This is a genomic window from Streptomyces sp. NPDC101490, assembly GCF_044767145.1.
Lineage (GTDB): Bacteria > Actinomycetota > Actinomycetes > Streptomycetales > Streptomycetaceae > Streptomyces.
Window position 1 is genome coordinate 1 of record NZ_JBIWNI010000001.1, and the last position, 24,706, is coordinate 24,706.

Consider the following 24,706-nt stretch of genomic DNA (forward strand, 5'->3'; position numbering starts at 1 on the left):
CCGACAGCACAACCCACTCTTCGTCCGAGAGCTCATGCCGCCGCACCATGCACCACATGATGCCCCATCAAGGAGTCTTTGAAGACACGCCCTAGGGATGTCCCCTACGAGATCCGCGTCGACACCCCTGAGAGATGACCCGCCCCGCGGGAACGGCCCCCACGGCAGCCTCCGCCTCAGGACAGGCCCCGGACCCGCCGGCCCCTCTCAGGGCAGGAGCCCCGCCCGCCGGGCCGCCGCCACCGCCTCCGTCCGGGTGTGCGCGCCCAGCTTCCGCATCGCCGAGCGCAGATAGCCCTTCACCGTCTCCGGGCGCAGCCCCAGCCGTGCCGCCGCCGTCGCGTTCGTCGCCCCCGACGCCACCGCAGCCAGGATGTCCTTCTCGCGCGGTGTCAGGGTCACCCCGGCTGCGGTGCCGGTCGTCCCCGAGGCCGTCTCCAGCCGTCCGCACACCGCGAGCAGCCGTTCCCGCAGGTCGGGGTCGGCGACCCGGGGCGCAAGCTCGCGCAGCTCCCCGTACGCCTGCCGGACCTCCTCCCAGGACGGCCCGGACGGCGGCCCCTGCGCCTCCGGCGGCGCCAGCAGGCTCCGCACCTCGTCGCCGACGGCGAGCGCCTGCTCCACGTCCCGGGCCGCCGCCACCGCCGCGTCGAAGACCCGCTCCCCGATCGGCAGCGACTCCCGCAGCGCCCCGTACAGCACCCCGCGCACCTTCCGGCGTACGACCACCGGGACCGCGATCACCGACCGCAGCCCCTCCGCCGTGACGGGACCGTCGTACTCGTGGGTGATGTGCCGCGCCGCCGGATAGTCCGTCACGGCGCACGGCCGGGACAGGGCCAGGCACTTCCCGCCCAGACCGGAGCCGGTGGAGATCGCGAGACCGCGCAGGGCCGGGGTCACCGCCCCGTTCAGCTCGGCGATCCGCAGCGCCCGCCCCTCGTGCAGCAGTCCGCCGAAGACGACCGGAAGGCCGGTGGCGCGGCGCAGCCGCAGCAGCGCGCCCCGCAGCTCCACCGATTCGACGTGCTCACGCACCGCGCTCTCCTTCGCCGCCCTCGCCGCAGATCCCGCCGGGTTCACCCCCGAACGGGGGTGGTGAGACCTGGGTCACTGATTACACGATGTCCTGGACCGGTCCCGCAACGAGGAGGACGCATGACCGATACGGGCGCGACCAGCGCGACGGAGGAGTTCCGGGCCGCCCGGGACTTCCTGCTCCAGCACCGCGAGGACTACGGGACGGCGTACGACGGCTTCGTCTGGCCCCGGCCCGAGCGGTTCAACTGGGCGCTCGAATGGTTCGACGTCATCGCGGCGGGCAACGACCGGACCGCCCTGCACATCGTCGAGGAGGACGGGACGGAGACCAGGGTCGGCTTCGCCGAGATGTCCGCCCGTTCCAACCGCGTCGCGAACTGGCTGCGTGCCCGGGGCGTCCGCGCGGGCGACCGGATCGTCGTGATGCTGGGCAACCAGGTGGAACTGTGGGAGACCGCGCTCGCCGCGATGAAGCTGCGCGCCGTCCTCATCCCCGCCACCCCGCTCCTCGGCCCCGCCGATCTGCGCGACCGCGTCGACCGGGGACAGGCCCGCCATGTCGTGGTCCGCGCCGAGGACACCGCCAAGTTCGACGAGGTGCCCGGCACGTACACCCGGATCGCCGTCGGCGGAGCCGGAGCCGGAGACAGAGTCGGAGTCGGAGTCGGAGTCGGACCCCGCGAGGGAGGCGCCGCCGGGGTCGGCGCCGACTGGCTGCGGTACGCCCACGCGTACGAGGCCTCCGACGTGTTCGAGCCCGACGGTGTCACCCGCGCCGACGACCCCCTGATGCTGTACTTCACCTCCGGCACGACCGCCCGGCCCAAGCTGGTCGAGCACACCCACACCTCGTACCCGGTCGGGCACCTCTCGACGATGTACTGGATCGGTCTCCGGCCCGGTGACGTCCATCTCAACATCTCCTCGCCCGGCTGGGCCAAGCACGCCTGGTCGAACCTGTTCGCGCCGTGGAACGCCGAGGCGACCGTCTTCATCCACAACTACACGCGCTTCGACCCGGCCCGCCTGATGGACGAGATGGACCGCAACGGCGTCACCAGCTTCTGCGCCCCGCCGACGGTGTGGCGGATGCTGGTCCAGGCCGACCTGGGCCGCCTGAAGACCCCGCCGCGCGAGGTCGTCGCCGCGGGCGAACCCCTCAACCCGGAGGTCATCGAGGCGGTGCGGCGAGCCTGGGACGTCACCGTCCGGGACGGCTTCGGCCAGACCGAGACCGCCGTCCAGGTCTCCAACAGCCCCGGTCAGCCGCTCAAGGAAGGCTCCATGGGCCGCCCCAGCCCCGGCTTCCGCGTCACCCTCCTCGACCCGGTGACCGGCCGCCCGGACGTGGACGAGGGCGAGATCTGTCTCGATCTCGCGGCCGCCCCGGTGGGTCTGATGACCGGGTACCACGGCGATCCGGAGCGTACGGCCGAGGCCATGGCGGGCGGCTACTACCGCACCGGTGACATCGGCGCGCGGGACGCGGACGGGTACATCACGTACATCGGGCGCTCCGACGACGTCTTCAAGGCCTCCGACTACAAGATCAGCCCCTTCGAGCTGGAGAGCGCCCTGCTCGAACACGAGGCGGTCGCCGAGGCGGCCGTCGTCCCGGCCCCCGACCCGCTGCGGCTGGCCGTCCCGAAGGCGTACGTCGTCCTGGCGGCGGGCTGGGAGCCGACGGCGGAGACCGCTAGGGTCCTGTTCGCGCACTCGCGCGCGGTCCTCGCCCCGTACAAGCGCGTCCGGCGCATCGAGTTCGCCGAGCTGCCCAAGACGGTCTCGGGCAAGATCCGGCGGGTGGAGCTGCGCCGTCTGACGGCGGAGGGCGGCGGCACGGAGTACGCCGAGGGGGACCTCGCGTGAACCTCTCGTCCGGGACCGGGACCTCCTCCACCCCGCTCCCCAGCCTCTCGTACGCGCACGGGACCTCCACGACCCCGCTCCTCGGTGACACCGTCGGGGCCGACCTCGACCGGGCCGTGGCCACCTGGCCGGAGCGGGAGGCGCTGGTCGACGTGCCGACCGGCCGCCGCTGGACGTACGCCCGGTTCGGCGCGGACGTCGACCGGCTGGCGGGCTCCCTCCTCGGCAGTGGCGTCCGCAAGGGCGACCGGGTCGGCATCTGGGCGGTCAACCGCGCCGAGTGGGTCCTCGTCCAGTACGCCACCGCCCGCATCGGCGCGATCATGGTCAACATCAACCCGGCTTATCGCGCACATGAGTTGGGGTACGTCCTGCGGCAGGCGGGCATCTCGCTGCTGTTCGCCTCCCTCGCCCACAAGGCGAGCGACTACCGGGCGATGGTCGAGGAAGTGCGGCACGAATGCCCGGAGTTGCGCGAGGCCGTCTACTTCGACGACCCGAGCTGGGACGCCCTTCTGGCCCGGACGCCGGGCGAGCTGCGCCCGGAACTGCTCTCCTGCGACGAGCCGGTCAACATCCAGTACACCTCGGGCACGACGGGCTTCCCCAAGGGGGCCACGCTCTCCCATCACAACATCCTCAACAACGGTTATTTCGTCGGGGAGATGATCGCCTACGACGAACGGGACCGGATCTGCGTGCCGGTGCCCTTCTACCACTGCTTCGGCATGGTCATGGGGAACCTGGCCGCCACTTCCCACGGTGCCTGCATCGTCATCCCGGCGGCGTCGTTCGACCCGGCGGCCACGCTCCGGGCCGTCCAGGAGGAGCGCTGCACCTCCTTGTACGGGGTGCCGACGATGTTCATCGCGGAGCTGAACCTCCCCGACTTCGCCTCGTACGACCTCTCCACGCTCCGCACTGGGATCATGGCGGGCTCGCCGTGCCCGGTGGAGGTGATGAAGCGGGTCGTCGCCGAGATGAACATGGCGGAGGTGTCGATCTGTTACGGCATGACCGAGACCTCGCCGGTCTCCACCCAGACCCGCCGCGACGACGACCTGGAGCGGCGGACCGGCACGGTCGGCCGGGTCATGCCGCACGTCGAGGTGAAGATCGCCGACCCGGTGACCGGGCTCACCGTGCCGCGCGGCACGGCGGGCGAGCTGCGCACCCGCGGCTACAGCGTGATGCTCGGCTACTGGGACGAGCCCGAGAAGACCGCCGAGGCGATCGACCCCGCTCGCTGGATGCACACCGGAGACCTGGCCGTGATGCGGGACGACGGCTACGTCCAGATCGTCGGCCGCATCAAGGACATGATCATCAGAGGTGGTGAGAACGTCTACCCGCGCGAGATCGAGGAGTTCCTGTACGGGCATCCCGCCATCGCGGACGTGCAGGTCGTGGGCGTCCCCGACGAGCGGTACGGCGAGGAGATCCTGGCCTGTGTGATCCCCCTCGACCCGGCCGCCCCGCCCACCCTCGACGACCTCACCGCCTTCTGCCGCGACCGCCTCGCGCACTACAAGATCCCGCGCCGGCTGGAGATCCTCACCGAGTTCCCCATGACGGTGAGCGGGAAGGTGCGGAAGGTGGAACTGCGGCAGAGGTACGGGGAGGCGGCCGGGGCGCGGTGAGCCGGGCGGCCCCGGACCGAGGGTGCGGAGACGGCACGGCCCTTCGCGGACCGGAGGGGGTCCGCCGAAGGGGCCCATCCAAGCTGAAGCACCGTCACCGGCCGTACCTCCGGGGCCGGAAGACAATTCTGATCTTGTCACGCGCATGGGGGACTGCGCTTTCCCCGTGCACGGGCCAAGATCACGTGCATGAGACCTTCCTTGATCCGCCGCGCGTCCGTCGCGGCCCTGGTGCTGGCGGCGACGGTGACCCCCGCGCTGGCGGCCGGGCCCGACACCGCCACCCGTACCGACACCGCGTCCCGCACCGAAATCCGTACCGGCACCGCGGTGAAGTTCGCCGTCGGTGCGAAGGCCCGGCTGCTGGGCGAGAAGATCGTTCCGCACAAGCTCGGCTTCCAGGACACGACCGTCGGCGGTCTTTCCGGCATCGACCGGAATCCCTGCACGGGCGAGTACGTCATGATCAGCGACGACCGCTCGAGTCTGCAGCCCGCCCGCTTCTACACCGCAAGGGTCCGGGTGGACGGTGCCGGTGTGCACTCCGTCGACTTCACCGGCACCCACCCGTTCCTCCAGCCGGACGGCTCGGTCCATCCGCCGGTGAGCGCGGGCGACGGCCGGGCCGTCGACCCGGAGGAGATCCGGGTGGACCCGTGGACCTGCCGGTACTGGTGGGCGCAGGAGGGCGAGCGGCCGAAGTCGCCGGACCAGCCGGTGATCCAGCCGTCGATCCGGTTCGCGGGACGCTCCGGCTCCTACCTCGGGCAGTTGCCGCTGCCCGCCGCCTACGAGGTCACCCTGGGCGACCGGGGCCCCCGGCGGAACAAGGCGATCGAGGCGATCACCTTCGGGGAGGGGGGCCGCGTGCTGACCAGCGCCGTCGAGGGCCCGCTCCTCCAGGACGGCCCGGAGCCCACCCTGGAGCAGGGGGCGATGGCCCGCGTCACCCGGCAGGACCGGGGCGGTGACGTACTCGGGCAGTACGCCTACCCCGTCGAAAGGATCTTCACCGCGTCCGACCCGTCCAGCCCCTGGCCCCCGGACACCGGAGTGCCCTCGATCCTCGCGTTCCCCGAGGACCCCAGCCGCTACCTCGTACTCGAACGGACCTGGGTGGCGGGCTCGGGCTACAAGATCCGCCTCTACGACGCCACCACCCGCGGCGCGACCGATGTGCGGACCTTCGACTCCCTGGCGGGCCGGGACGTCCGGCCGATGCGCAAGAGCCTCGTCGTCGACTTCCATGACCTGGGCCTGTCCACGGTCGACAACACCGAGGGCATGACCTGGGGCCCGACCCTGCCGGGCGGCGAACGAACCCTCGTCCTGGTCAGCGACGACAACTTCGCCGACGACGCGGTCACTCAGTTCGTCGCGCTCGGCATCCGGACCCGCTGAGGAACGGGCCACGGCCCGGGGCGGCGAAGCGCGTCCCGCACGGGACGGGCCCGCCGCCCGCCCGGAGTCCGAACGGCCTTCCCTGGCCGCGTGGTTACGGGAGCGAGCGCCTGTTCTCGACCGCTCCCCGGGAAGCCGCCGGAACCAGTCCCGCCCCCGGGAAGCCATCGGAACCAGCCCTGCCCCCGGGAAGCCGTCGGAACCGGCGCCAGTCCCGCCGCACGCGCGGTGACACGGGACACCGGGCTCCCCGCCCGGTGTCCGGGGGGCTCAGGGGCCCGCCACCTCCCGCCGCATGCAGACGCGGGGCCAGGCCGAGAGGCCGTGGGCCGCCTCGGCGGCGCTGATCGCGCGCAGCCCCTCCGTCAGGGCCGGGTCCGTCCCGGTCAGCGGACGGAAACCGAGCCGGGTGTAGTACGGGGCGTTCCACGGGACTTCGGTGAACGTCGTCAGCGTCAGCGCCGCGAGACCCCGTTCCCGCGCGGACGCCGCCAGATGCTCGATCAGCGCCCGGCCCACCCCCCGGCGGGCCGCGTCCGGATGCACCGACACCTGCTCGATGTGGGCGGCGCCGTCCACGGTGTCAGCCAGCAGGTACGCGACCGGACGGTCGGCGGCGTCCACCGCCACCCACGCCCGGCCGGCGCCCCGGTACGACTCCAGCACGTCCAGCGGCAGCGGATCGTCGTCCGCGACAGCCGCCATGCCGAGCCCGCGGAACGGTTCGCCCGCCGCTCGTTCGATGTCCTGGAGCAGCGGGAGTTCGGCCGGTGCGGCCGCTCTGATACGCATACGACAGTATGGCGCGGCCTCAGCACCGCCCGCCGACCGCACCCGGTCCCGCGTCCCCGCCCCCACCGTCCGGCGGCCGGAATCCGTCCACCTCGCGCGGCCGGTCGAGCAGCCCGCCGTCCCGTGAGAACCTCGGCAGGAACAGCCTGAGCGCCGGATCGCCGTACAGCGCCACGTACAACTGGACCAGCTTCCCGTCCGTCACCTCGCGCCGGTGCGCGGGCAGCGGATACCGCTCCCGCAGCGCCGACAGCAGCCGCCGCGCGGCCGGGGTCGCCGTCGGGAGCCGCAGCAGGACGACCGCCGCGAGCACCGGCAGCGTCCCCGCCGCGAGCGCCCCCACCGCCGTCGTGCCGGACCTTCCCGTCGCGTACGCCCCCGCGAGCACCGTCACCGGCACGCAGCCGAGGAGCACCCGCGCCGCCCACAGCCGCGTCCGGGGCCGCAGCAGCCCCGCTCCCCGCAGCTCCCCGCTCAGCGTGTCCACCGCCCGCCGCGCCTCGGGCCGCTGCGCCAGGTCCCGCAGCCGGAAGGCCCGGTCCAGCGCCCCGTGGACACCCAGCTGTACGGGGTCCCGGGTGCGGCCAGGGCCGCCGTTGGCCCGAATCGTATGTTTGCGGCCCGCGGCGACCGCGCCGCGCTGGTGGAGCGCCACCAGGGCCACGGTGACGGCCGCCCGCCGCCCGCCCCGCAGCAGGGCGAGCGCCTGGGGCTGCGGTGGTTCCTCCGTTCCTCTTTCCCTGCTGCGCGTTCGCAGCAGTACGGCGGCGAGCAGCAACTGCCCGCAGGCCGCTCCTATGAACCACCACATCGCCGTCGGCATCACGCCCACCCCCCGAGGGTGTTGTGCCCGGGGGAGCGTGATCGTCACGCGTGAATGGCCGGTTTCGGATGCTGAGGTGTTGTGGGCGGCCTCGGCGGCACGGGCGCCGGGGGCGGAGCGCCGGAGCCGTTCGGCTCAGGGGCCGCCCGCCGTCAGCTCGTCGGCGGCGCCGTTCACCGGCTGCGGGGTGCCGGTGAGGTCGAGCACGAACAGCGGCAGCCCGACCTCGGTGGCCCGCGAGCGGGCCTCGGGCGTGTAGCCCGCGAGCGAGAAGAAGACGCTCACCGCCGGGGCGCTCAGCCCGTTGAGCCAGAGGCACTCGACCGCCCGGAGCCCCGTCGGCCGGGTGCTCGGGTCGACCTGGGCGACGAGCCCCGGCCCCCGCAGGTCCACCCCGGAGACGGGCCGCTCCTCCGGCTGGACCACGTCCCGGAAGCCGAGCCAGCGCAGATACCCGGCCGCCGCGGCGACCGCGTCCCGTGAGGTCCGGATCGTCACGGGCCGGAACGCCCCGCGCACCGGAGCGGGCCGGGGCGCGGTCGGCGGCAGCGGGATGTGCGAGGGGTGCGCGGGATACCGCTCGGCGAAGGAACGGGGCCCGCCGCCGGGGGACACCCGTCCGGGACCGGCGGCCGGGGCGGGACCTGCCGGGCCGCTCGACGAGGCCGGACCGGTGCGCTCCACAGGGCCGGTGGAATCCCTGGGGTCCGTCCGGGCCGCCTGGCCGTCCGCGCCCTTGGGGCCGTCGGGACCCGCGAGGCAGTCGGGACCTGTGGGCTCGACGAGATCCGTGGGTCCGACGAGATCCGTGGGGCCGACGCGATCCGGAGTTTCGGCAGGGTCTACGGGTTCCGGTGGTGCCGCCCGCCCGGGGAGCCCTCCCGGGCCCTCGGGGCTCAGGGGACCCACCGGCCCCGACGGGGAGGCGTCCGAGGCCATCGGCCCCGGCCTCGCCCCGGCGGCCGTACCGGCGTCGGCGTCGTCGTGGTCCCCGTCGGCGGGCGCGGGTGCGGGTGTGAGACCGGCGCCGGGGCCCGGGACCAGGCCGTCGCCCGGTCCGCTGCCCGATCCGGCGGGGAGGGCGCCGTCGGTTCCGGACGCGGAGCCGGACCCCGGGGCCCCGCCCGGAACCGGGCCGGTACGGGGTCCCCGTTCCGGGTCCGCGCCGAGGTCGAGCCCCGGACCGGGGACATCGGGCGGGCCGCCCGGCGCCCTCCGGCCGGTGAGCGGCCAGCCGGGGAGCGCCCCGGGCCCCACAGGCCCCACCGGTCCCACAGGCCCCACAGGCCCCACCGGTCCGGCTGCGCCGGGTCCGCCGGGTGCCGAAGGCCCCCAGCGCCCGGGCGCGCCCGCACCCGTACCACCGGACCCCGTGCCCATACCCGTATCCGTACCCGTAAGGAATCCGCCCAGGGTCCCCGGACTCCGTCCTCTTCCTGTGGGGGAGGCGTCCGTGGCGTCCGGGGCCGTGCCCGTGGGGGTGTCGTCCGCCGTCCCCGGGCCGCCCTCCTCGCGCGGGCCCCGGACCGGTACGCGGAGCAGCGTTCCGCAGGGGCAGCCCAGGTCGGGGTGGGGGCAGTCGTTCTCGCGGCCGCAGGCGTCGCAGCGGACGGTGACCCACTCGTCGGTCCAGTTCCGGTGGGTGACCGGCTCCGCCGTCGCGCCCGCCACCACCGGCGGCGCGACCGGGCTTCCGCACGCGCAGGGCAGGACGGGCGGCGCGTACGCCTGCGTCCGCAGACACACCGGGCAGCGCACCGGTACCGGATCACCCACGGTCAACCCCCTGTCGTTCGGTCCCATCGTCCACCCAACGGGCCTCCGGGGGTGGGCGTTCGGCTACTTCCGCGCCCCCTTCGCGTCCCGCTGCGCGGACCTCCCTTGACGGTTCTCCGGAGCCCGACCTACATTGCTTCCGTATAGCAGAACAGTATTTCCGCATTACGGAAACAAGCTCCCCGGCTCCTCTTCGGGCCGACCGGTGGGCTTGGGTCCGCCCGGCCGAAGCAGGAGCACTCCCATGCCTCGTATGACCGCCGCCGCAGCGGCCGTTGAGATCCTCAAGCGCGAAGGCGTCACCCAGGCGTTCGGCGTCCCCGGCGCGGCGATCAACCCCTTCTACCGCGAGCTCAAGAACGTGGGCGGCGTCAACCACACGCTCGCCCGCCACGTCGAGGGCGCGTCCCACATGGCCGAGGGCTACACCCGCGCCAAGGCCGGCAACATCGGCGTCTGCGTCGGCACCTCGGGCCCCGCGGGCACCGACATGATCACCGGCCTCTACTCGGCCATCGCGGATTCCGTCCCGATCCTCTGCATCACCGGCCAGGCCCCGGTCTCGAAGCTCCACAAGGAGGACTTCCAGGCCGTCGACATCGCGAGCATCGCCAAGCCGGTCACCAAGGCGGCCACCACCGTCCTGGAGGCCGCGCAGGTCCCCGGCGTTTTCCAGCAGGCCTTCCACCTGATGCGCTCAGGCCGCCCCGGCCCGGTCCTCATCGACCTCCCGATCGACGTCCAGCTGACCGAGATCGAGTTCGACCCCGAGACCTACGAGCCGCTGCCCGTCTACAAGCCGCGCGCCAGCCGCGCGCAGGCCGAGAAGGCGCTGGGCCTCCTCCTGGAGTCCGAGCGGCCGCTGATCGTCGCGGGCGGCGGCATCATCAACGCCGACGCGACCGACCTGCTCGTCGAGTTCGCCGAACTGACCGGCGTCCCCGTCATCTCCACCCTGATGGGCTGGGGCACCATCCCCGACGACCACGAGCTGTCCGCGGGCATGGTCGGCGTCCAGACCGCGCACCGCTACGGCAACGCGACCTTCCTGGCGTCGGACTTCGTCCTCGGCATCGGCAACCGCTGGGCCAACCGCCACACCGGCTACAACCTCGACGCCTACACCGAGGGCCGGAAGTTCGTCCACGTCGACATCGAGCCCACCCAGCTCGGCAAGATCTTCGCCCCGGACTACGGCATCGCCTCCGACGCCAAGGCCGCCCTGGAACTCTTCGTCGAGATCGCCGGGGAGCTGAAGGCCGCCGGCAGGCTCCCCGACTTCACCGCCTGGGCCGCCTCGACGCAGGACCGCAAGGCCACGCTCCAGCGCCGTACGCACTTCGACGACATCCCGATCAAGCCGCAGCGCGTCTACGAGGAGATGAACAAGGCCTTCGGCCGGGACACCCGGTACGTCACCACCATCGGGCTCTCCCAGATCGCCGCCGCGCAGTTCCTGCACGTCTACCGGCCGCGCCACTGGATCAACTGCGGCCAGGCCGGTCCGCTCGGCTGGACGATCCCGGCGGCGATCGGCGTCGCCACCGCCGACCCGGAGACCCCGGTCGTCGCGCTCTCCGGCGACTACGACTTCCAGTTCATGATCGAGGAACTGGCGGTCGCCGCCCAGCACAAGGTCCCCTACGTCCACGTCCTCGTGAACAACGCCTACCTGGGTCTGATCCGCCAGGCGCAGGGCGGCCTCGGCATCAACTTCGAGGTCAACCTGGAGTTCGAGAACATCAACACCCCGGAGATCGGCGTCTACGGCGTGGACCACGTCAAGGTCGCCGAGGGCCTGGGCGTCAAGGCCATCCGCGTCACCGACCCGGACAAGCTGGGCGAGGCGCTGGAGCAGGCCAAGAAGCTGGCCGTCGAGCACCGGGTCCCGGTCGTCGTCGAAGCCATCCTGGAGCGCATCACCAACATCGCCATGAGCAAGACGGTGGACATGAGCGACGTCACCGAGTTCGAGGAGCTGGCGACCGAACCCGGCCACGCGCCGACCTCGATCAAGCCCCTCCGGGTCTGACCCCGAGCGCCCCCCGCCCGCGGCCCCCGCCCCGAAAGCGCCCCGACGCGCACCGGAGCGGGGGCCGCCCGTGTGCCCGACGGCCTTTCGTGCGGGGCTTGTTGCTCAACAGGCCTTCCTTGAAAGGTCGTTGTCCGGCGGATCTTCGTCCGGAAGTCGTCGTCCTGATGTCCGGCGCTCCCAGGCCCTCCGTCGCAAGGACATTCAGGGGCGGCGCGCGTCTCCCTGCGCCCGTACGAGCACCGCGCCCGCCGCCGTCCACACGTACAGGACCGACCGGCCCGCCCGGTCACGTCGTACGAGACCGGCGTCGAGCAGCACCTTCAGATGCCGTCCCACCGACCCGAGCCCCTGTCCGGTGAGCGCCACCAACTGACTGGTGGACGTGGGCGATCCGAGCCGTACGAGGACCCCGGCGCGGGCCCGGCCGAGGAGCGCGCCCAGCGCCTCGGGCACCACGGGGCCCGTCACGTCCGCGAGGGCGCCGGAGCACGGGTACACGAGCGCGAAACGCTCCGAGCCCTCCCAGGAGACCCAGCCCGTCCGAGGCGTCACGGGAACGAAGAGGAGCCGCCCTCCGTCCACCCGACGCGGCGGATACGCGCGGGCGTTGACCTGGAGCCGCCCCTCGCCCAGCCAGCGCGTCCTGCCCGGATCCAGCTCGCCGACGGCCGCCGCCCAGCCGTCCCGCGCCAGTCGCGCCGTGCGCGCCACCACATCGGCCTCCAGGACCCGGCGCCGCCGCGCCCAGTCCGGCAGCACCGTCTCCCGCCACACCCACTCCAGGACGCCCGCGAGCCGGTCCGGCAGGTCCTTCGCCGTCCGCAGCGGTTCCGGTACGGGGCCGCCGACCGCCACCTCCAACTGCGGTACGGCGTCGCCGGGTTCGCACTCCCGGACGGCCGCGACCTCTTCCTCGAAGGACCGGCCGGGCGCGCCCGTGGGCGTCGGCGTCAGGAAGTCCGCGTTCCAGGTGGGCCCGATCGCGGCCCGGACGAGCAGCGCGTCGAGCGGTGCGGCGGCGAGCCGTCGCCGGTACGCGGGCAGCCGGGCGGCCAGCCAGGCGCGCTCACCGGGATGGGAGCCCGTCCCCGTGTGCAGGGTCTTCAGGGCGGCGACCGTCTCGGCGAGCGGAGAGACGACGAACCGGCTCCCGGCCAGCGAATCCGTGCCGATCTGCCACCAGCCCACGCCGCCCACCGCCCCTTCCGACGCCCCGGCCCGTACGGCCTTTCGCCGGTGCGCGAAACAGTACCGGGCCGCCGGGCCCGGTCCGAGACTCCCGGCATGCCCCGCTACCGCGACCTCTTCCGGGTCCCCGAGTTCACCCCGCTGTTCCTCACCGGCGCGGCCCACAACGCCGCCCAGACCGTCGCCGGGCTCGGCCTCGCCACGCTCGTCTTCCGCGCGACCGGCTCCCCGCTCCTCGCCGCCCTCGCCCTCTTCGGGCCCTCGCTCGCCCAACTGGTCGGCGCCACCACCCTGCTCTCGGCGGCAGACCGGCTGCCGCCGCGCGCCGCGATCGGCGGCATCGCCCTCTGTTTCGCCGTGGGCACGGCGGTCCTCGCGGTCCCCGGCCTGCCGGTCTGGGCGCTCTTCGTGATCCTGTTCGCCGAGGGGCTCGCGGCCTCCCTCGGCGGCGGAGTGCGGTACGGACTCCTCAACGAGATCCTGCCCCGCGACGCGTATCTGCTGGGCCGTTCGGTCACGAACATGGCCACGGGCGTCTGCCAGATCGCGGGCTTCGCGACCGGTGGCCTCCTCGTCGCCCTGCTCTCGCCGCGCGGTGCGGTCCTGGCCGGTGCGGGCTGCTACCTGGCCGCCGCGCTCCTCGCCCGGTTCGGACTCGGCGCCCGCCCGCCGCGCGCGAAGGGCCGGGCGTCCGTCGCCGGGACCTGGCGGACCAACCGGCTGCTGCTCTCCTCGCCCGCCCGCCGCCGCTGCTACCTCGCGCTGTGGGTGCCCAACGGGCTGATCGTCGGCTGCGAGTCGCTGTTCGTGCCGTACGACCCCGGGCACGCCGGGCTCCTCTTCGCCTGCGGCGCGCTGGGGATGCTGGCCGGGGACACCGCGGTGGGCCGCTTCGTACCGGCGCGGCTGCGCGGACGCCTCCGCTTCCCGCTCCAGGCGCTGCTCGCGGCCCCGTTCCCGCTGTTCGTCCTGGACCCGCCGCTGCCGTTCGCGCTGCTCGCGGTGACGGTCTCGGCGGTCGGGTACGGGGCGAGCCTCCTGCACCAGGAGCGGCTGATGGCCCTGGTGCCGGAGGAGCTGGGCGGGCACGCCCTCGGGCTGCACTCCTCGGGGATGCTCGCCCTCCAGGGGCTGAGCGCGGCCCTCGCCGGGACGCTCGCCCAGTACACCTCGCCCCGTACGGGCATGGCGGTCCTCGCCGTCGCCTCGCTCGCGGTCACCTGCGTCCTGGCCCGGGCGGACCGGAGGGACCGGACCACCGGTCCCGGACCCTCCGGTCCTGATGGTGGCTGTGACGGCTGTGACGGCTGTGACGGGGGCCGGGCCGCCGGGGCGGCCGTGGTCGAGGGGCCGCTCAGCTCCGAGGCGTCGAGCGGAGCACGACGGTCTCCTCGCAGGGGCCGTCCGCGAACAGCTTGAGCGCCTCCATCTCGTCCTTGTCGACCGACAGGCCCCAGCGCAGCTTGGTGGAGATCCACTCGCCGACGTAGCGGCAGTACTGTCCGGCGTCCGACGGCACCCACTCGGCCGGGTCCCGGTCGCCCTTGGCGCGCTGGCTGCGGGCGGTGACGGCGACGAGCGTCGCGGTCGCCCCCTGGTCGTTCGCGAACCGCTCGCGCCGCTCCTGGGTCCACCCGGAGGCGCCGGACTCCCACGCCTCCGCCAGCGGGACGAGGTGGTCGACGCGGAGCGTCGTCGGGTCGGTGACGCTCTGGCCGTCGTAGTACGAGGTCCACCGGCCGCCGGTCAGCGCGCAGTCCGCGCCGGTGCCGGGGGCGTCGACGGCCTCGGCGAGCAGCACCTCGGAGCGGGTGTCGCAGCCGTCGGCCGCGTCGAGGCCCGTGTTCCAGTGGGGGAAGGCGGCCGGGCGGAAGCCGGTCGGGTCCTCGGTGGCCTCCGGCAGCTCGGCGAGCGCGTCGGGCAGCAGGACCACCCCGACCCCGGCGGAGAGGGCGGGGGAGGGCGCGGCCAGCGGCGACAGGATCAGGGCGAGCGGGACGAGCCCGCGCATCAGGTTCTTCAGCATGGAGAAGTGCATAACCCCGGGCGTGGGGCGAGGGTGTGCCGAATCGCGGTAAACCCCCCGAGCGGGTGCGCGTCTTCACCGCAGAAACGATGCGTCGGCGGAGTCGTACGAGAAGGATTCGTACGGGCGGCCTCGCGCGGGAGGAAGCCGGGCGAGGGGGCCCCGGGGGAGTGGGGGAAGGAGCGGTGGGGCGGTACGGAAGAAGAGCGCGGGACCAGGGACCGTATACCTGGTTCCGCGCTCTCCCGTCGGTGACCGCCCGGCGGCACGAGGCCGACGCGCAGGACGTTCCTGCCGCCGGGCGGAGTGGGGGGGCGTCGGGACCGCGGCGGCGGCGACGGGCGGCCGGCACTCCCCTTCCCTCAGGTCGGGAAGGGGGACCTCACGCCCTTACCACCGCACTGGCTCGTCGCCGCCGCGGTCCTCGCGCTGTCCGGATCACCGGCCACCCCTCATGCGGGCCGGTCGATCCGGACCGCGTACGACACTGACCTCCCGTCATGTGCCGTACGCAGTCTGGGTGGTGAGGGAGGCTCAGTCCTCGCGCAGGGCGCGGACCGCCTCGGCCACACGCTTGCCGTAGTCCGCGTCGGCGGCGGCGAAGTGCGCGAGGTTCTTCTCGATGACGTCCTCGCGGGACACCTGGGACAGGCCGCCCGCGATGTTGGCGACCAGACGGCCCTTCTCGTCCTCGGACATCAGCCGGTACAGCTCGCCCGCCTGGAAGAAGTCGTCGTCCTTGGTGTGCTGCGGGGCCGCGTGGGTGCCGGTCCAGCCGTGGACCGCCAGCGGGGCGGAGAGCGCCGCGCCGGTCTGGGCCGGGCCGGAGTACGAGTTGGGCTCGTAGTTCTTGTCGTGGCGCGAGCCCTGGCGGGTGGCCATCAGGCCGTCCCGGCCGTAGTTGTCGGCGACGGCCGCCTTCGGGGCGTTCACCGCGAGCTGGGTGTGGTTGACGCCGAGGCGGTAGCGGTGGGCGTCGGCGTAGGCGAAGAGGCGGCCCTGGAGCATCTTGTCCGGCGAGGGACCGATGCCCGGCACGAAGTTGTTCGGGGAGAACGCGGCCTGCTCCACCTCGGCGAAGACGTTGTCCGGGTTGCGGTCGAGGACCAGACGGCCCACGCGCTGGAGCGGGTGGTCGCTGTGCGGCCACACCTTGGTGAGGTCGAACGGGTTGAAGCGGTACTCCGCGGCCTCGGCGGCGGACATCACCTGGACGTACAGCGTCCAGGACGGGTTCACCCCGCGCTCGATCGCCTGGAGCAGGTCGGTCTGGTGCGAGTTGGCGTCCTTGCCGACCAGTTCGGCGGCCTGCTCGGCGGAGAGGCTGCGGACGCCCTGGTTCGTCTTGAAGTGGTACTTGACGAAGAAGGCCTCGCCCGACTCGTTGGTCCACTGGTAGGTGTGGGAGCCGTAGCCGTTCATGTGCCGGTACGAGGCCGGGATGCCGCGGTCGCCCATGAGCCAGGTGACCTGGTGGGTGGCCTCGGGGGCGTGCGCCCAGAAGTCCCAGACGTTGTCCGGCTCCTGCTTGCCCGTGAAGGGGTCGCGCTTCTGCGAGTGGATGAAGTCGGGGAACTTGATCGGGTCCTTGATGAAGAACACCGGGGTGTTGTTGCCGACAAGGTCGTAATTGCCCTCCTCGGTGTAGAACTTCAGCGCGAAGCCGCGCGGGTCGCGGACCGCGTCCGCGCCGCCGAGCGAGTCGGCCACGGTGGAGAAGCGGATGAAGGTCTCGGTCCGCCTGCCGACCTCACCGAGGAAGTGCGCGGCGGTGTACGCGGTGACGTCGTCGGTCACCTCGAAGAAGCCGTACGCGCCGGAGCCCCGGGCGTGGACCACGCGCTCCGGGATCCGCTCACGGTTGAAGCGCGCGAGCTTCTCCAGCAGGTGCTGGTCCTGGAGGAGGAGGGGGCCACCGACGCCGGCGGTGGCGGAGTTCTGGTTGTCGGCGACGGGGGCGCCGGACTCGGTCGTAAGCACGCGCTTCGACATCGTGACCTTCCGTACGGGGGCTCTGCTGACGGTCCGAGGAGCGTAGGTTCGGCCCGAAGAAGACGTCAACAGTTTGTTGAAAAGGAAGTGTGGTGTTCCGGCCGGTGGCGGCGCCTGGGCGCGACAGGACAGGTTGTCAGCGCCGCCACCGGCCGGAGATCAGGGGCCCCGGCGCGCCGGGGCGGGCAGTGGGGCGTGTTTCGAAAGTCCCGACTGCCTTCCGGGCAGACGGCGCTCCTTTCGAAACACGCCCTAGACCTGCTGGCCGGAGAGGCGCTCGACGGCGCGCAGCAGGGCCGAGTGGTCCAGGCCGCCGTCGCCCTGGGCGCGCAGCGAGGCGACGAGCTGGGCGACGACCGCGCCGACCGGGAGGGCCGCGCCGACGTTGCGGGCGGCGTCGGTCACGATGCCCATGTCCTTGTGGTGGAGGTCGATCCGGAAGCCGGGCTTGAAGTCCCGGTTCAGGAAGTTGTCCTTCTTGCGGGTCAGCACGGTCGAACCGGCCAGGCCGCCGTTGAGGACGTCGAGGGCGGCCGCGAGGTTCACCCCGGACTTCTCCAGGAAGACCACGGCCTCGGCGCAGGCCTGGATGTTGACCGCGACGATCAGCTGGTTGGCGGCCTTCACCGTCTGGCCGGAGCCGTGCGGGCCGCACAGGACGATGGTCCTGCCGAGGGCCTCCAGGACGGGCAGGGCCTCGTCGAAGTCGGCCTGCTCGCCGCCGACCATGATGGAGAGGACGGCCTCGACGGCACCGGCCTCGCCGCCGGACACCGGGGCATCGATGACACGGATGCCCTTCTCGGCGGCGTTCCTCGCCAGGTCCACCGAGGTCTGCGGGGTGATCGACGACATGTCCACGATCAGCGCGCCCCGCCGGGCGTTCTCCAGGATGCCCTCGGGGCCGTAGGCGATGGCCTCGACCTGGGGGGAGGCGGGCACCATCGTGATGACGACGTCGGCGTCCGCGACGGCCTCGGCGATCGACCCGGCGGCGGTGCCCCCGGCCTCGGTCAGGCGGTCCAGCTTGTCCTGCTCCAGGGTGTAGCCGGTGACGGGGTAGCCGGCCTTCAGGAGGTTCTCGGACATGGGGGAGCCCATGATGCCGAGGCCGATCCACGCGATCTTGGGAAGGGTGCTCATGAGGGTGCCTCTCGAAAACAGGTGGAACGGGGAGGAGTCGCGGGCCGACGGGCGGTCGGCGGGGGTGCGGCCGGGGAGGCGGGTCCCGCCGGTCGGCGGGAGCCCGCCGCTGGGGTCCTGCCGGGGTCGGCGGGGTGCCTGCCCGGAGTCCTGCCGGGGTAGGCGGTCCGCCTTTCGGGGTTCCGCCGGAGGCCCGCCGGGTCGGCGGTCCGCCTTTCGCGGTCGCGCCGGGGTCAGTGGGCGGCGCGGGCCTCGGCGGGGAGCCACCCGAAGGACGCGGCGGCGTCGGGGGCCTTGTACTCCAGGCCGACCCAGCCGTCGTACCCGGCCTTCGTCAGCTCGTCGAGGAGCCGCTCCAGCGGCAGCCCGCCGGTGCCCGGCGCACCGCGGCCCGGGTTGTCCGCGATCTGCACATGACCGGTCCTGTCGGCGTACTCCGCGATGACCCGGCTGACGTCCTCGCCGTTCATCGACAGGTGGTAGACGTCGAGGAGGAACTTGGCGTTGCCGAGGCCGGTGGCCGCGTTCACCTTGTCCACCACCGCGACGGCGGCGTCCGCGCTCACCAGCGGGTAGAGCGGCGACTCCGGCTCGTTGAGGGTCTCGATCAGCAGGATCGCGCCGATGCGGTGGGCGGCGCGGGCCGCCAGGACCAGGTTCTCCAGGGCGAGGGTGTCCTGGATCTGCGGGTCGACGCCCTCCACACGGTTGCCGTAGAGCGCGTTGAGCGCCCGGCAGCCGACCGAGGCCGCGAAGCCGGCGGCGACCTCGATGTTGGTCCGGAACCGGTCCGACTCCTCGCCGGGCACGGAGAGGGCGCCGCGGTCCGGGCCGGGGAGCCGTCCGGCGTAGAAGTTCAGGCCCACCAGCCGGGTGCCGGCGTCGTCGAGGGCCTTCTTGAGTGCGTCGAGCTCGCTCTGCTCGGGGGTGGCGGTGTCGATCCAGGGCCACCACAGCTCGACCGCCGTGAAGCCCGCCGCGGCGGCGGCCGCGGGGCGCTCCAGGAGCGGGAGTTCCGTGAAGAGGATCGACAGGTTCACATCGAAGCGCTGGTCCGTGAATCCCATGAGGGGCGGCGCTCCTTCCGTATCGCGGAAGTAAGTTTCTGTCTGACGGAATGCTGCAAGGCGGGCGGTGTACTTGTCAAGGGGTCCCCGCAGGTCCGGGGCTCCCGTGGGTCCCGGCAGGGCCGTAGCGTGGGGCCATGGTGCGTTTGAGAGTGGAGTTCACGACCGAGCCGTTCGACCTCGACGAGGCCCCGGCGCACGCGGTCGTGGCCCGTGAGGTCATCCAGTCCGCCGAACTGGACGCGGTCGACGTCGGCCCCTTCGGCAACACGGCGGAGGGTGGTGCCGACGAGGTCCTCGGCGCGGTCGACGAGCTGCTGCGCCGGTCCCTCGCGGCCGGTGCCACCCGTGTCTCCCTCCAGGTCAATGTGATCGGGGAGGGCGGGAAGTGAGCGAGCACCCGCTGGTGGCCGCCGTGAAGCCGCTGGCCGACGCGATGGGCGCCGAGCTGCTGGGCCCCGCGCAGGCGGAGGCCGACGACGTGGTCCTGTCCTGGGAGGGGGAGGAGGTCCTCGCCGTGCGGCTGCCGCAGCTGTCCGAATCGCTGGACCACATCCTGGCCGCGATGGAGCGGCGGCACGGGATGCCGTTGGCCGAGCTCGACCGCAAGGCCAAGCAGGAGGCCGTCCGGCTCCTGGAGGCGCGTGGCGCGTTCTCGGTGCGTCACGGGGTGGAGACGGTGGCCGGGGCCCTGGGGGTCAGCCGCTTCACGGTGTACAACTACCTCAACCGTGAGACCGCTCTGAGCAGGGAAAAGGCCGCCAAGGGCGAGTAGTTGAACAGGCATTGCCGCAAGCCGTCGTCCGGATGTCGGGACGGCGGCTTTTGCGTGACCGAGTTTTCAACAAAGTGTTGACGTCGTGTTGCCGAGGGCGTTAGCTATCCGCAGCCCGTCCGACGCACAGCGAAAAACAGCCACGGAGGCTTCCCGTGACTTCAGGTACGACACCGGGTCTCACCCGGTTCAACACCTCGGCGGAGAGCGAGGCCGTCGCCGCGCTCCACGAGGTGTGCTCCAGTTCGGCGTGGGGGAGCAGGATCCTCGCCCAGCGCCCGTACACCACCGCCGAAGCCCTCTTCCTCAGCAGTGACGCCGCCATGGCCGAGCTGACCGGCGAGGACCTGGCCGAGGCGATGTCGGGGCACCCGCCGATCGGTCGTCCGAAGGCAGGGGACCCGACCTCCTCCCGTGAACAGAGGGGAATGGACGGATCCTCCGAAGAACTCAAGGCGGAGATGCGCGAACTCAACCTGGACTACCAGGACAGGTTCGGCCATGTCTTCCTCATCTGCGCCACTGGCAGGACCGGAGAGCAGATGCGTGACGCGCTCCGGGAACGGATCGGGAACTCGCCCGAGGCGGAGCGGGAGACCGTCCGCACCGAACTGGGCAAGATCAACCGTATTCGGCTGACCCGACTCGTAGAGGAAGAGGACGCGCGATGAGCACCGACACCACGGCCTCGGTGTCCACACACATCCTGGACACCAGCATCGGCCGCCCCGCCGGGAGCGTGGCCGTCACGCTCGCGGCCCGCGGCGGCTCCGACGCGGAGTGGGTCGCGCTCGGCGGTTCGGCCACCGACGCGGACGGACGCTGCAAGGACCTGCCGGCCCTGCCGGAGGGCACCACCCATGTACGCCTCGACTTCGAGGTCGAGACGTACTTCTCCAAGAACCGAGCCGAGGCGCAGCAGGACGCCCCCCGCGTAAGGGACAGCGGTGCGTTCTTCCCGGAGGTGGCGATCACGTTCGCCGTCACCCCCGGCGAGCACTACCACGTACCGCTGCTGCTCAACCCGTTCGGCTACTCCGTATACCGAGGGAGCTAGCAGACATGCCCACGATTCTCGGCCAGAACCAGTACGGCAAAGCAGAGAACCGCGTCGTCAAGATCACGCGGGACGGCGACACCCACCACATCAAGGACCTCAACGTCTCCGTCGCCCTCTCCGGCGACCTCGAAGACCTCCACCTCTCCGGCTCCAACGCCCACTGCCTCCCCACCGACACGACGAAGAACACCGTCTTCGCGTTCGCCAAGGAGTACGGCATCGAGTCCGCCGAGCAGTTCGGCATCCACCTCGCCCGGCACTTCGTGACGAGCCAGGAGCCGATCCGGCGCGCCCGCATCCGGATAGAGGAGTACGCCTGGGACCGCATCGCCACCTCGGAGGCCAACTCCAGGTTCATCGGCGCCGACCAGGTCAACCACTCCTTCGTCCGCCAGGGCCAGGAGACCCGCGTCACCCAGATCACCTACGACGGCCAGAACTGGGAGGTCATCTCCGGCCTCAAGGACCTCGTCGTCATGAACTCCACCAACTCGGAGTTCTGGGGCTACATCAAGGACAAGTACACGACGCTCCAGGAGGCCTACGACCGCATCCTGGCCACCCAGGTGTCCGGCCGGTGGCGGTTCAACTGGACCGACGACGAGCAGCGGATGCCCCACTGGGAGCGGTCCTACGCCGAGACCCGGAAGCACATGCTCCAGGCCTTCGCCGAGACCTACTCGCTCTCCCTCCAGCAGACGCTCTACCAGATGGCCTCGCGGATCATCAACCACCGCTCGGAGATCGACGAAGTCCGCTTCTCGCTCCCCAACAAGCACCACTTCCTCGTCGACCTCGAACCCTTCGGCCTGAAGAACGACAACGAGGTCTACTACGCCGCCGACCGCATGTACGGCCTCATCGAGGCCACCGTCCTCCGCGACGGAGCCACGGCGCGGATCCCGGTCGACATGACCAACCTCTAAGCGGCATCTGAGTGAACGGCCCCCGCCCGCCCGCAGTCGGGCCGGGGCCGCGCCAGACCGGAGGGAATCTCATGGCACAGCCCGCAAAGGGGCCGGCACCCGCCGAAGGCCCGTGTTCCACCTCGCCGGACACCACCCGTCAGGTCCATCCGGTGGACGAAAAGCTCCCCGCCTCGCGGCTCGTCCCCGCGGCACTCCAGCACATCGCCGCCATGTACGCAGGCGTCGTCACCCCTCCGCTCATCATCGGTCAGGCCGTCGGCCTGGACGCGGCCGGGATGACCCGGCTCATCGCCGCGAGCCTGCTCATCGCCGGCTGCGCGACCCTCCTGCAGACCCTCGGCATCGGACGCTTCGCCGGGAACCGGCTCCCGTTCGTCAACGCCGCCTCCTCCGCGGGCATCGCCCCGATGCTCGCCATCGCCGAGACCAGCGCCCCCGGCCGCCAACTCCCCGCCATCTACGGCGCGGTCATGGTCGCCGGAGTCTTCTGCCTCGCCGTCGGACCCTTCTTCGGCAGGCTCCTGCGCTTCTTCCCGCCGCTCGTCACCGGCGTCGTCATCACCCTCATCGGGGTCACCCTGATGCCCGTGCCCGTCGGCTGGGCCCAGGGCGGCGACAGGACCGCCGCCGACTTCGGCGCCATGAAGTACCTGGCGCTCGCGGGCTTCACCCTCGTCGTCATCCTGCTCTTCCAGCGCTTCGGCAAGGGCTTCGTCAGACAGATCGCCCTGCTCCTCGGCCTCCTCATCGGCACCCTCGCCGCGATCCCCTTCGGCCTCGCCGACTTCGGCGCCCTGCGCGAGGCGCCCGTCGCCGCCCTGCCCACCCCCTTCGCCTTCGGCGCCCCCGAGTTCCAGCCCGCCGCGATCCTCTCCCTGTGCATCGTCATGCTGGTCCTCATGACCGAGTCCAGCGCCGGGATGCTCGCCCTCGGCGAGATCTGCGACCGGCGCAGCGACGGCCGCACCATCACCCGGGGACTGCGCACCGACGGCATCGCCACCCTGCTCGGACCCGTCTTCGGCGGCTTCCCGACCTCCGCCTTCGCCCAGAACGTCGGCGTCGTCTCGCTGACCCGAGTGCGGTCCCGGTACGTGGTCGCCGCCGCGGGCGGCGCCCTCCTGGTCCTCGGCGCCTTCCCCGTCCTCGGCGCGGTCGTCTCCACGGTCCCCATGCCGGTCCTCGGCGGCGCGGGCATCGTCCTCTTCGGCTCGATCGCCGTCAGCGGCATCCGCACCCTGTCGGAAGCCGGACTCGACGACAGCTCCAACATCATCCTGGTGGCCGTCGCGCTCGGAGCGGGCATCATCCCGCTCGCCGCCCCCACCTTCTACGCCGGTTTCCCCTCCTGGGCGCAGACGGTCCTCGGCTCCGGCATCAGCGCCGGCGCGCTCGTCGCCGTCCTGCTCAACCTGTTCTTCCACCATCTCGGCACCCGGAGCCGCCACCCGGCCCCGGCACTCAAATCCTCCTAGGGTCCTGCCGTGCCCACTCCACCCCAGCGGAATGAAGGAACCACCGCCATGGCAGCACCTTCGGCAGCCCAGCGCATCGTCATCGAGAACGCGGCGATCGCCACCGTCGACGCGCACGACACCGAACACGCCTCCGGCCACCTCGTCGTCGCGGGCAACAGGATCGAGTCCATCGGTGCCGGAAAGGCTCCCGAGGGCCTGGAGAACGTGGTCCGGCGCATCGACGCCACCGGCCACCTCGTCACACCCGGTCTGGTCAACACCCACCACCACTTCTACCAGTGGATCACCCGGGGTCTCGCGACCGACCACAACCTCTTCGACTGGCTCGTCGCCCTCTACCCCACCTGGGCCCGGATCGACGAGCCGATGGTGCGCGCCGCTGCCCGGGGCTCGCTCGCGATGATGGCCCGCGGCGGTGTCACCACCGCCATGGACCACCACTACGTGTACCCGGTGAACTCCGGTGACCTGTCGGGCGCCATCATCGGCGCCGCCTCCGAGATGGGCGTCCGCTTCACCCTCGCCCGGGGCTCCATGGACCGCAGCCAGAAGGACGGCGGCCTGCCGCCGGACTTCGCCGTCGAGACGACCGAGGGCGCGCTCGCCGCGACCGAGGAGACGGTGAAGAGGTACCACGACGCCTCCTTCGACGCGATGACCCAGGTCGCCGTCGCCCCCTGCTCGCCCTTCTCCATCTCCACCGAACTCCTCCGCGAGGGAGCCGCGCTCGGCCGCCGCCTCGGCGTACGGATGCACACCCACGGCTCGGAGACCGTGGAGGAGGAGAAGTTCTGCCACGAACTGTTCGGGATGGGCCCGACGGACTACTTCGAGTCCACCGGCTTCCTCGGCGAGGACGTGTGGATGGCGCACTGCGTCCACATGAACGACTCCGACATCGCCGCCTTCGCCCGCACCAGGACCGGTGTCGCCCACTGCCCCTCCTCCAACGCGCGGCTCGCCGCGGGCATCGCCCGCGTCCCCGACATGCTGAAGGCGGGCGTCCCCGTCGGCCTCGGCGTCGACGGCACCGCCTCCAACGAGTCCGGCGAACTCCACACCGAACTGCGCAACGCGCTCCTGATCAACCGGCTCGGCGCCCACCGCGAGGCCGCGCTCACCGCCCGCCAGGCCCTGCGCCTGGGCACCTACGGCGGCGCCCAGGTCCTCGGCCGGGCCGACAGCATCGGCTCCCTGGAACCGGGCAAGCTCGCCGACTTCGTCCTCTGGAAGACCGACGGCCTCGGCCACTCCACGATCGCCGACCCGGTCACCGCCATCGTCCTCGGCGCGGCGGCCCCGGTCACCGCCTCCTTCGTCAACGGCCGGCAGATCGTCGAGAACGACCGCCTGCTCACCGTCGACGAGGACACCATCGCGCGCGACGCGCGCACGGAGGCACAGCGCCTGGCCCGCATCGCGGCCCAGGGCTGACCCTCCCCACGGAGTCCGGCCGAGGGGGACGGCCCTCGGCCGGTCGCCGCGAACCCGAGAGGGTCCGCGGCAGCCGGGCCGGGGGGGGGGGGGGGGCGGGCGGGGCGGGGCCCCCCCCCCCCGCGGCGCGCCCCCCCCCCCCCCCCCCCCCCCCCCCCCCCCCCCCCCCCCCCCCCCGCCGCCCCCCCCCCCCCCCCCCCCCCCCCCCCCCCCCCCCCCCCCCCCCCCCCCCCCACG

The 24,706-nt window shown here is 72.5% G+C and carries 22 protein-coding genes; 13 read left to right on the forward strand and 9 right to left on the reverse strand.

Annotated features, from left to right (window positions below; genetic code table 11):
- Positions 1-207: 207 nt before the first annotated feature.
- The gene (locus ACIRQY_RS00005) at positions 208-1,038 is read right to left on the reverse strand and encodes a response regulator transcription factor (RefSeq protein ID WP_403920914.1); all 831 of its coding nucleotides are present in this window, start codon (positions 1,036-1,038) and stop codon (positions 208-210) included.
- Between the two features lie 120 nt (positions 1,039-1,158).
- Here ACIRQY_RS00005 and ACIRQY_RS00010 point away from each other — a divergent pair, with 120 nt between their 5' ends.
- From ACIRQY_RS00010 to ACIRQY_RS00020, 3 genes are all read left to right on the forward strand, one after another.
- Positions 1,159-2,910, forward strand: a complete 1,752-nt coding sequence (locus ACIRQY_RS00010; protein WP_403920917.1) for an AMP-binding protein — start codon at positions 1,159-1,161, stop codon at positions 2,908-2,910.
- Positions 2,907-4,550, forward strand: a complete 1,644-nt coding sequence (locus ACIRQY_RS00015) for an AMP-binding protein (protein ID WP_403920920.1) — start codon at positions 2,907-2,909, stop codon at positions 4,548-4,550. Before ACIRQY_RS00010 ends, ACIRQY_RS00015 begins: the two co-directional genes overlap by 4 nt.
- A 189-nt stretch (positions 4,551-4,739) precedes the next feature.
- On the forward strand, positions 4,740-5,951 hold the full coding sequence (locus tag ACIRQY_RS00020) for an esterase-like activity of phytase family protein (protein WP_403920923.1): 1,212 nt from the start codon (positions 4,740-4,742) through the stop codon (positions 5,949-5,951).
- 270 nt (positions 5,952-6,221) lie between these two features.
- Here the strand turns inward: ACIRQY_RS00020 and ACIRQY_RS00025 are convergent, their stop codons facing one another.
- From ACIRQY_RS00025 to ACIRQY_RS00035, 3 genes are all read right to left on the reverse strand, one after another.
- Complete coding sequence (locus tag ACIRQY_RS00025; protein WP_403920926.1) at positions 6,222-6,743, reverse strand: GNAT family N-acetyltransferase; 522 nt, start codon at positions 6,741-6,743, stop codon at positions 6,222-6,224.
- Between the two features lie 19 nt (positions 6,744-6,762).
- Positions 6,763-7,566, reverse strand: a complete 804-nt coding sequence (locus ACIRQY_RS00030) for a TIGR04222 domain-containing membrane protein (protein ID WP_403922239.1) — start codon at positions 7,564-7,566, stop codon at positions 6,763-6,765.
- A 135-nt stretch (positions 7,567-7,701) separates the two neighbouring features.
- Positions 7,702-8,250, reverse strand: coding sequence for a hypothetical protein (locus tag ACIRQY_RS00035; RefSeq protein ID WP_403920929.1), 549 nt, complete (start codon positions 8,248-8,250; stop codon positions 7,702-7,704).
- Between the two features lie 958 nt (positions 8,251-9,208).
- Here ACIRQY_RS00035 and ACIRQY_RS00040 point away from each other — a divergent pair.
- Together ACIRQY_RS00040 and gcl are read left to right on the forward strand one after the other, a co-directional pair.
- Positions 9,209-9,451 (forward strand): hypothetical protein, encoded by a 243-nt coding sequence (locus ACIRQY_RS00040; protein WP_403920932.1) that lies wholly within the window; start codon positions 9,209-9,211, stop codon positions 9,449-9,451.
- A gap of 135 nt (positions 9,452-9,586) precedes the next feature.
- Positions 9,587-11,374: a glyoxylate carboligase gene (gcl, locus tag ACIRQY_RS00045; protein ID WP_403920935.1), complete on the forward strand. Its 1,788-nt coding sequence runs from the start codon at positions 9,587-9,589 to the stop codon at positions 11,372-11,374.
- 204 nt (positions 11,375-11,578) lie between these two features.
- Here the strand turns inward: gcl and ACIRQY_RS00050 are convergent, their stop codons facing one another.
- Complete coding sequence (locus tag ACIRQY_RS00050) at positions 11,579-12,565, reverse strand: ArsR family transcriptional regulator (RefSeq protein ID WP_403920938.1); 987 nt, start codon at positions 12,563-12,565, stop codon at positions 11,579-11,581.
- Positions 12,566-12,661: 96 nt separating this feature from the next.
- On the opposite strand from ACIRQY_RS00050, the gene ACIRQY_RS00055 reads away from it, so the two are divergent.
- On the forward strand, positions 12,662-13,984 hold the full coding sequence (locus ACIRQY_RS00055; RefSeq protein ID WP_403920941.1) for an MFS transporter: 1,323 nt from the start codon (positions 12,662-12,664) through the stop codon (positions 13,982-13,984).
- Here the strand turns inward: ACIRQY_RS00055 and ACIRQY_RS00060 are convergent.
- From ACIRQY_RS00060 to ACIRQY_RS00075, 4 genes are all read right to left on the reverse strand, one after another.
- Complete coding sequence (locus tag ACIRQY_RS00060) at positions 13,920-14,591, reverse strand: DUF1524 domain-containing protein (RefSeq protein WP_403920943.1); 672 nt, start codon at positions 14,589-14,591, stop codon at positions 13,920-13,922. The two genes, ACIRQY_RS00055 and ACIRQY_RS00060, sit on opposite strands and share 65 nt — an antisense overlap.
- A 534-nt stretch (positions 14,592-15,125) precedes the next feature.
- Positions 15,126-16,583, reverse strand: a complete 1,458-nt coding sequence (locus tag ACIRQY_RS00065) for a catalase (protein WP_403920945.1) — start codon at positions 16,581-16,583, stop codon at positions 15,126-15,128.
- Between the two features lie 252 nt (positions 16,584-16,835).
- The gene (locus ACIRQY_RS00070) at positions 16,836-17,726 is read right to left on the reverse strand and encodes a 2-hydroxy-3-oxopropionate reductase (RefSeq protein ID WP_403920948.1); all 891 of its coding nucleotides are present in this window, start codon (positions 17,724-17,726) and stop codon (positions 16,836-16,838) included.
- A gap of 233 nt (positions 17,727-17,959) precedes the next feature.
- A complete protein-coding gene (locus ACIRQY_RS00075; RefSeq protein ID WP_403920950.1) occupies positions 17,960-18,793 on the reverse strand; it encodes a TIM barrel protein in 834 nt (277 codons plus the stop codon).
- Positions 18,794-18,933: 140 nt separating this feature from the next.
- Here ACIRQY_RS00075 and ACIRQY_RS00080 point away from each other — a divergent pair, with 140 nt between their 5' ends.
- The 7 genes from ACIRQY_RS00080 (at position 18,934) to ACIRQY_RS00110 (ending at position 24,469) form a co-directional block, all read left to right on the forward strand.
- Positions 18,934-19,185 (forward strand): hypothetical protein, encoded by a 252-nt coding sequence (locus ACIRQY_RS00080; protein ID WP_403922241.1) that lies wholly within the window; start codon positions 18,934-18,936, stop codon positions 19,183-19,185.
- Between the two features lie 44 nt (positions 19,186-19,229).
- Complete coding sequence (locus ACIRQY_RS00085; protein ID WP_351780626.1) at positions 19,230-19,568, forward strand: helix-turn-helix domain-containing protein; 339 nt, start codon at positions 19,230-19,232, stop codon at positions 19,566-19,568.
- A 155-nt stretch (positions 19,569-19,723) separates the two neighbouring features.
- Positions 19,724-20,239: a 2-oxo-4-hydroxy-4-carboxy-5-ureidoimidazoline decarboxylase gene (gene uraD, locus ACIRQY_RS00090; RefSeq protein ID WP_403920953.1), complete on the forward strand. Its 516-nt coding sequence runs from the start codon at positions 19,724-19,726 to the stop codon at positions 20,237-20,239.
- On the forward strand, positions 20,236-20,625 hold the full coding sequence (uraH, locus tag ACIRQY_RS00095) for a hydroxyisourate hydrolase (RefSeq protein WP_351780467.1): 390 nt from the start codon (positions 20,236-20,238) through the stop codon (positions 20,623-20,625). Before uraD ends, uraH begins: the two co-directional genes overlap by 4 nt.
- 5 nt (positions 20,626-20,630) lie before the next feature.
- Positions 20,631-21,554: a factor-independent urate hydroxylase gene (gene pucL / locus ACIRQY_RS00100; RefSeq protein WP_351780465.1), complete on the forward strand. Its 924-nt coding sequence runs from the start codon at positions 20,631-20,633 to the stop codon at positions 21,552-21,554.
- A 71-nt stretch (positions 21,555-21,625) separates the two neighbouring features.
- Positions 21,626-23,032 (forward strand): nucleobase:cation symporter-2 family protein, encoded by a 1,407-nt coding sequence (locus ACIRQY_RS00105; RefSeq protein ID WP_403920957.1) that lies wholly within the window; start codon positions 21,626-21,628, stop codon positions 23,030-23,032.
- A gap of 48 nt (positions 23,033-23,080) precedes the next feature.
- The gene (locus ACIRQY_RS00110) at positions 23,081-24,469 is read left to right on the forward strand and encodes an 8-oxoguanine deaminase (RefSeq protein WP_351780461.1); all 1,389 of its coding nucleotides are present in this window, start codon (positions 23,081-23,083) and stop codon (positions 24,467-24,469) included.
- The last annotated feature ends 237 nt before the right edge of the window (positions 24,470-24,706 follow it).

Excerpts from the sequence above, each read along its gene's own strand:
- ACIRQY_RS00010 (WP_403920917.1), top strand. The coding sequence starts at position 1,159 with ATGACCGATACGGGCGCGACCAGCGCGACGGAGGAGTTCCGGGCCGCC.
- ACIRQY_RS00020 (WP_403920923.1), top strand. The coding sequence starts at position 4,740 with ATGAGACCTTCCTTGATCCGCCGCGCGTCCGTCGCGGCCCTGGTGCTG.
- ACIRQY_RS00025 (WP_403920926.1), bottom strand. The coding sequence starts at position 6,743 with ATGCGTATCAGAGCGGCCGCACCGGCCGAACTCCCGCTGCTCCAGGAC.
- ACIRQY_RS00030 (WP_403922239.1), bottom strand. The coding sequence starts at position 7,566 with ATGCCGACGGCGATGTGGTGGTTCATAGGAGCGGCCTGCGGGCAGTTG.
- gcl (WP_403920935.1), top strand. The coding sequence starts at position 9,587 with ATGCCTCGTATGACCGCCGCCGCAGCGGCCGTTGAGATCCTCAAGCGC.
- ACIRQY_RS00055 (WP_403920941.1), top strand. The coding sequence starts at position 12,662 with ATGCCCCGCTACCGCGACCTCTTCCGGGTCCCCGAGTTCACCCCGCTG.
- ACIRQY_RS00060 (WP_403920943.1), bottom strand. The coding sequence starts at position 14,591 with ATGCTGAAGAACCTGATGCGCGGGCTCGTCCCGCTCGCCCTGATCCTG.
- ACIRQY_RS00065 (WP_403920945.1), bottom strand. The coding sequence starts at position 16,583 with ATGTCGAAGCGCGTGCTTACGACCGAGTCCGGCGCCCCCGTCGCCGAC.
- ACIRQY_RS00070 (WP_403920948.1), bottom strand. The coding sequence starts at position 17,726 with ATGAGCACCCTTCCCAAGATCGCGTGGATCGGCCTCGGCATCATGGGC.
- ACIRQY_RS00075 (WP_403920950.1), bottom strand. The coding sequence starts at position 18,793 with ATGGGATTCACGGACCAGCGCTTCGATGTGAACCTGTCGATCCTCTTC.
- ACIRQY_RS00085 (WP_351780626.1), top strand. The coding sequence starts at position 19,230 with ATGGGCGCCGAGCTGCTGGGCCCCGCGCAGGCGGAGGCCGACGACGTG.
- uraH (WP_351780467.1), top strand. The coding sequence starts at position 20,236 with ATGAGCACCGACACCACGGCCTCGGTGTCCACACACATCCTGGACACC.
- pucL (WP_351780465.1), top strand. The coding sequence starts at position 20,631 with ATGCCCACGATTCTCGGCCAGAACCAGTACGGCAAAGCAGAGAACCGC.
- ACIRQY_RS00105 (WP_403920957.1), top strand. The coding sequence starts at position 21,626 with ATGGCACAGCCCGCAAAGGGGCCGGCACCCGCCGAAGGCCCGTGTTCC.
- ACIRQY_RS00110 (WP_351780461.1), top strand. The coding sequence starts at position 23,081 with ATGGCAGCACCTTCGGCAGCCCAGCGCATCGTCATCGAGAACGCGGCG.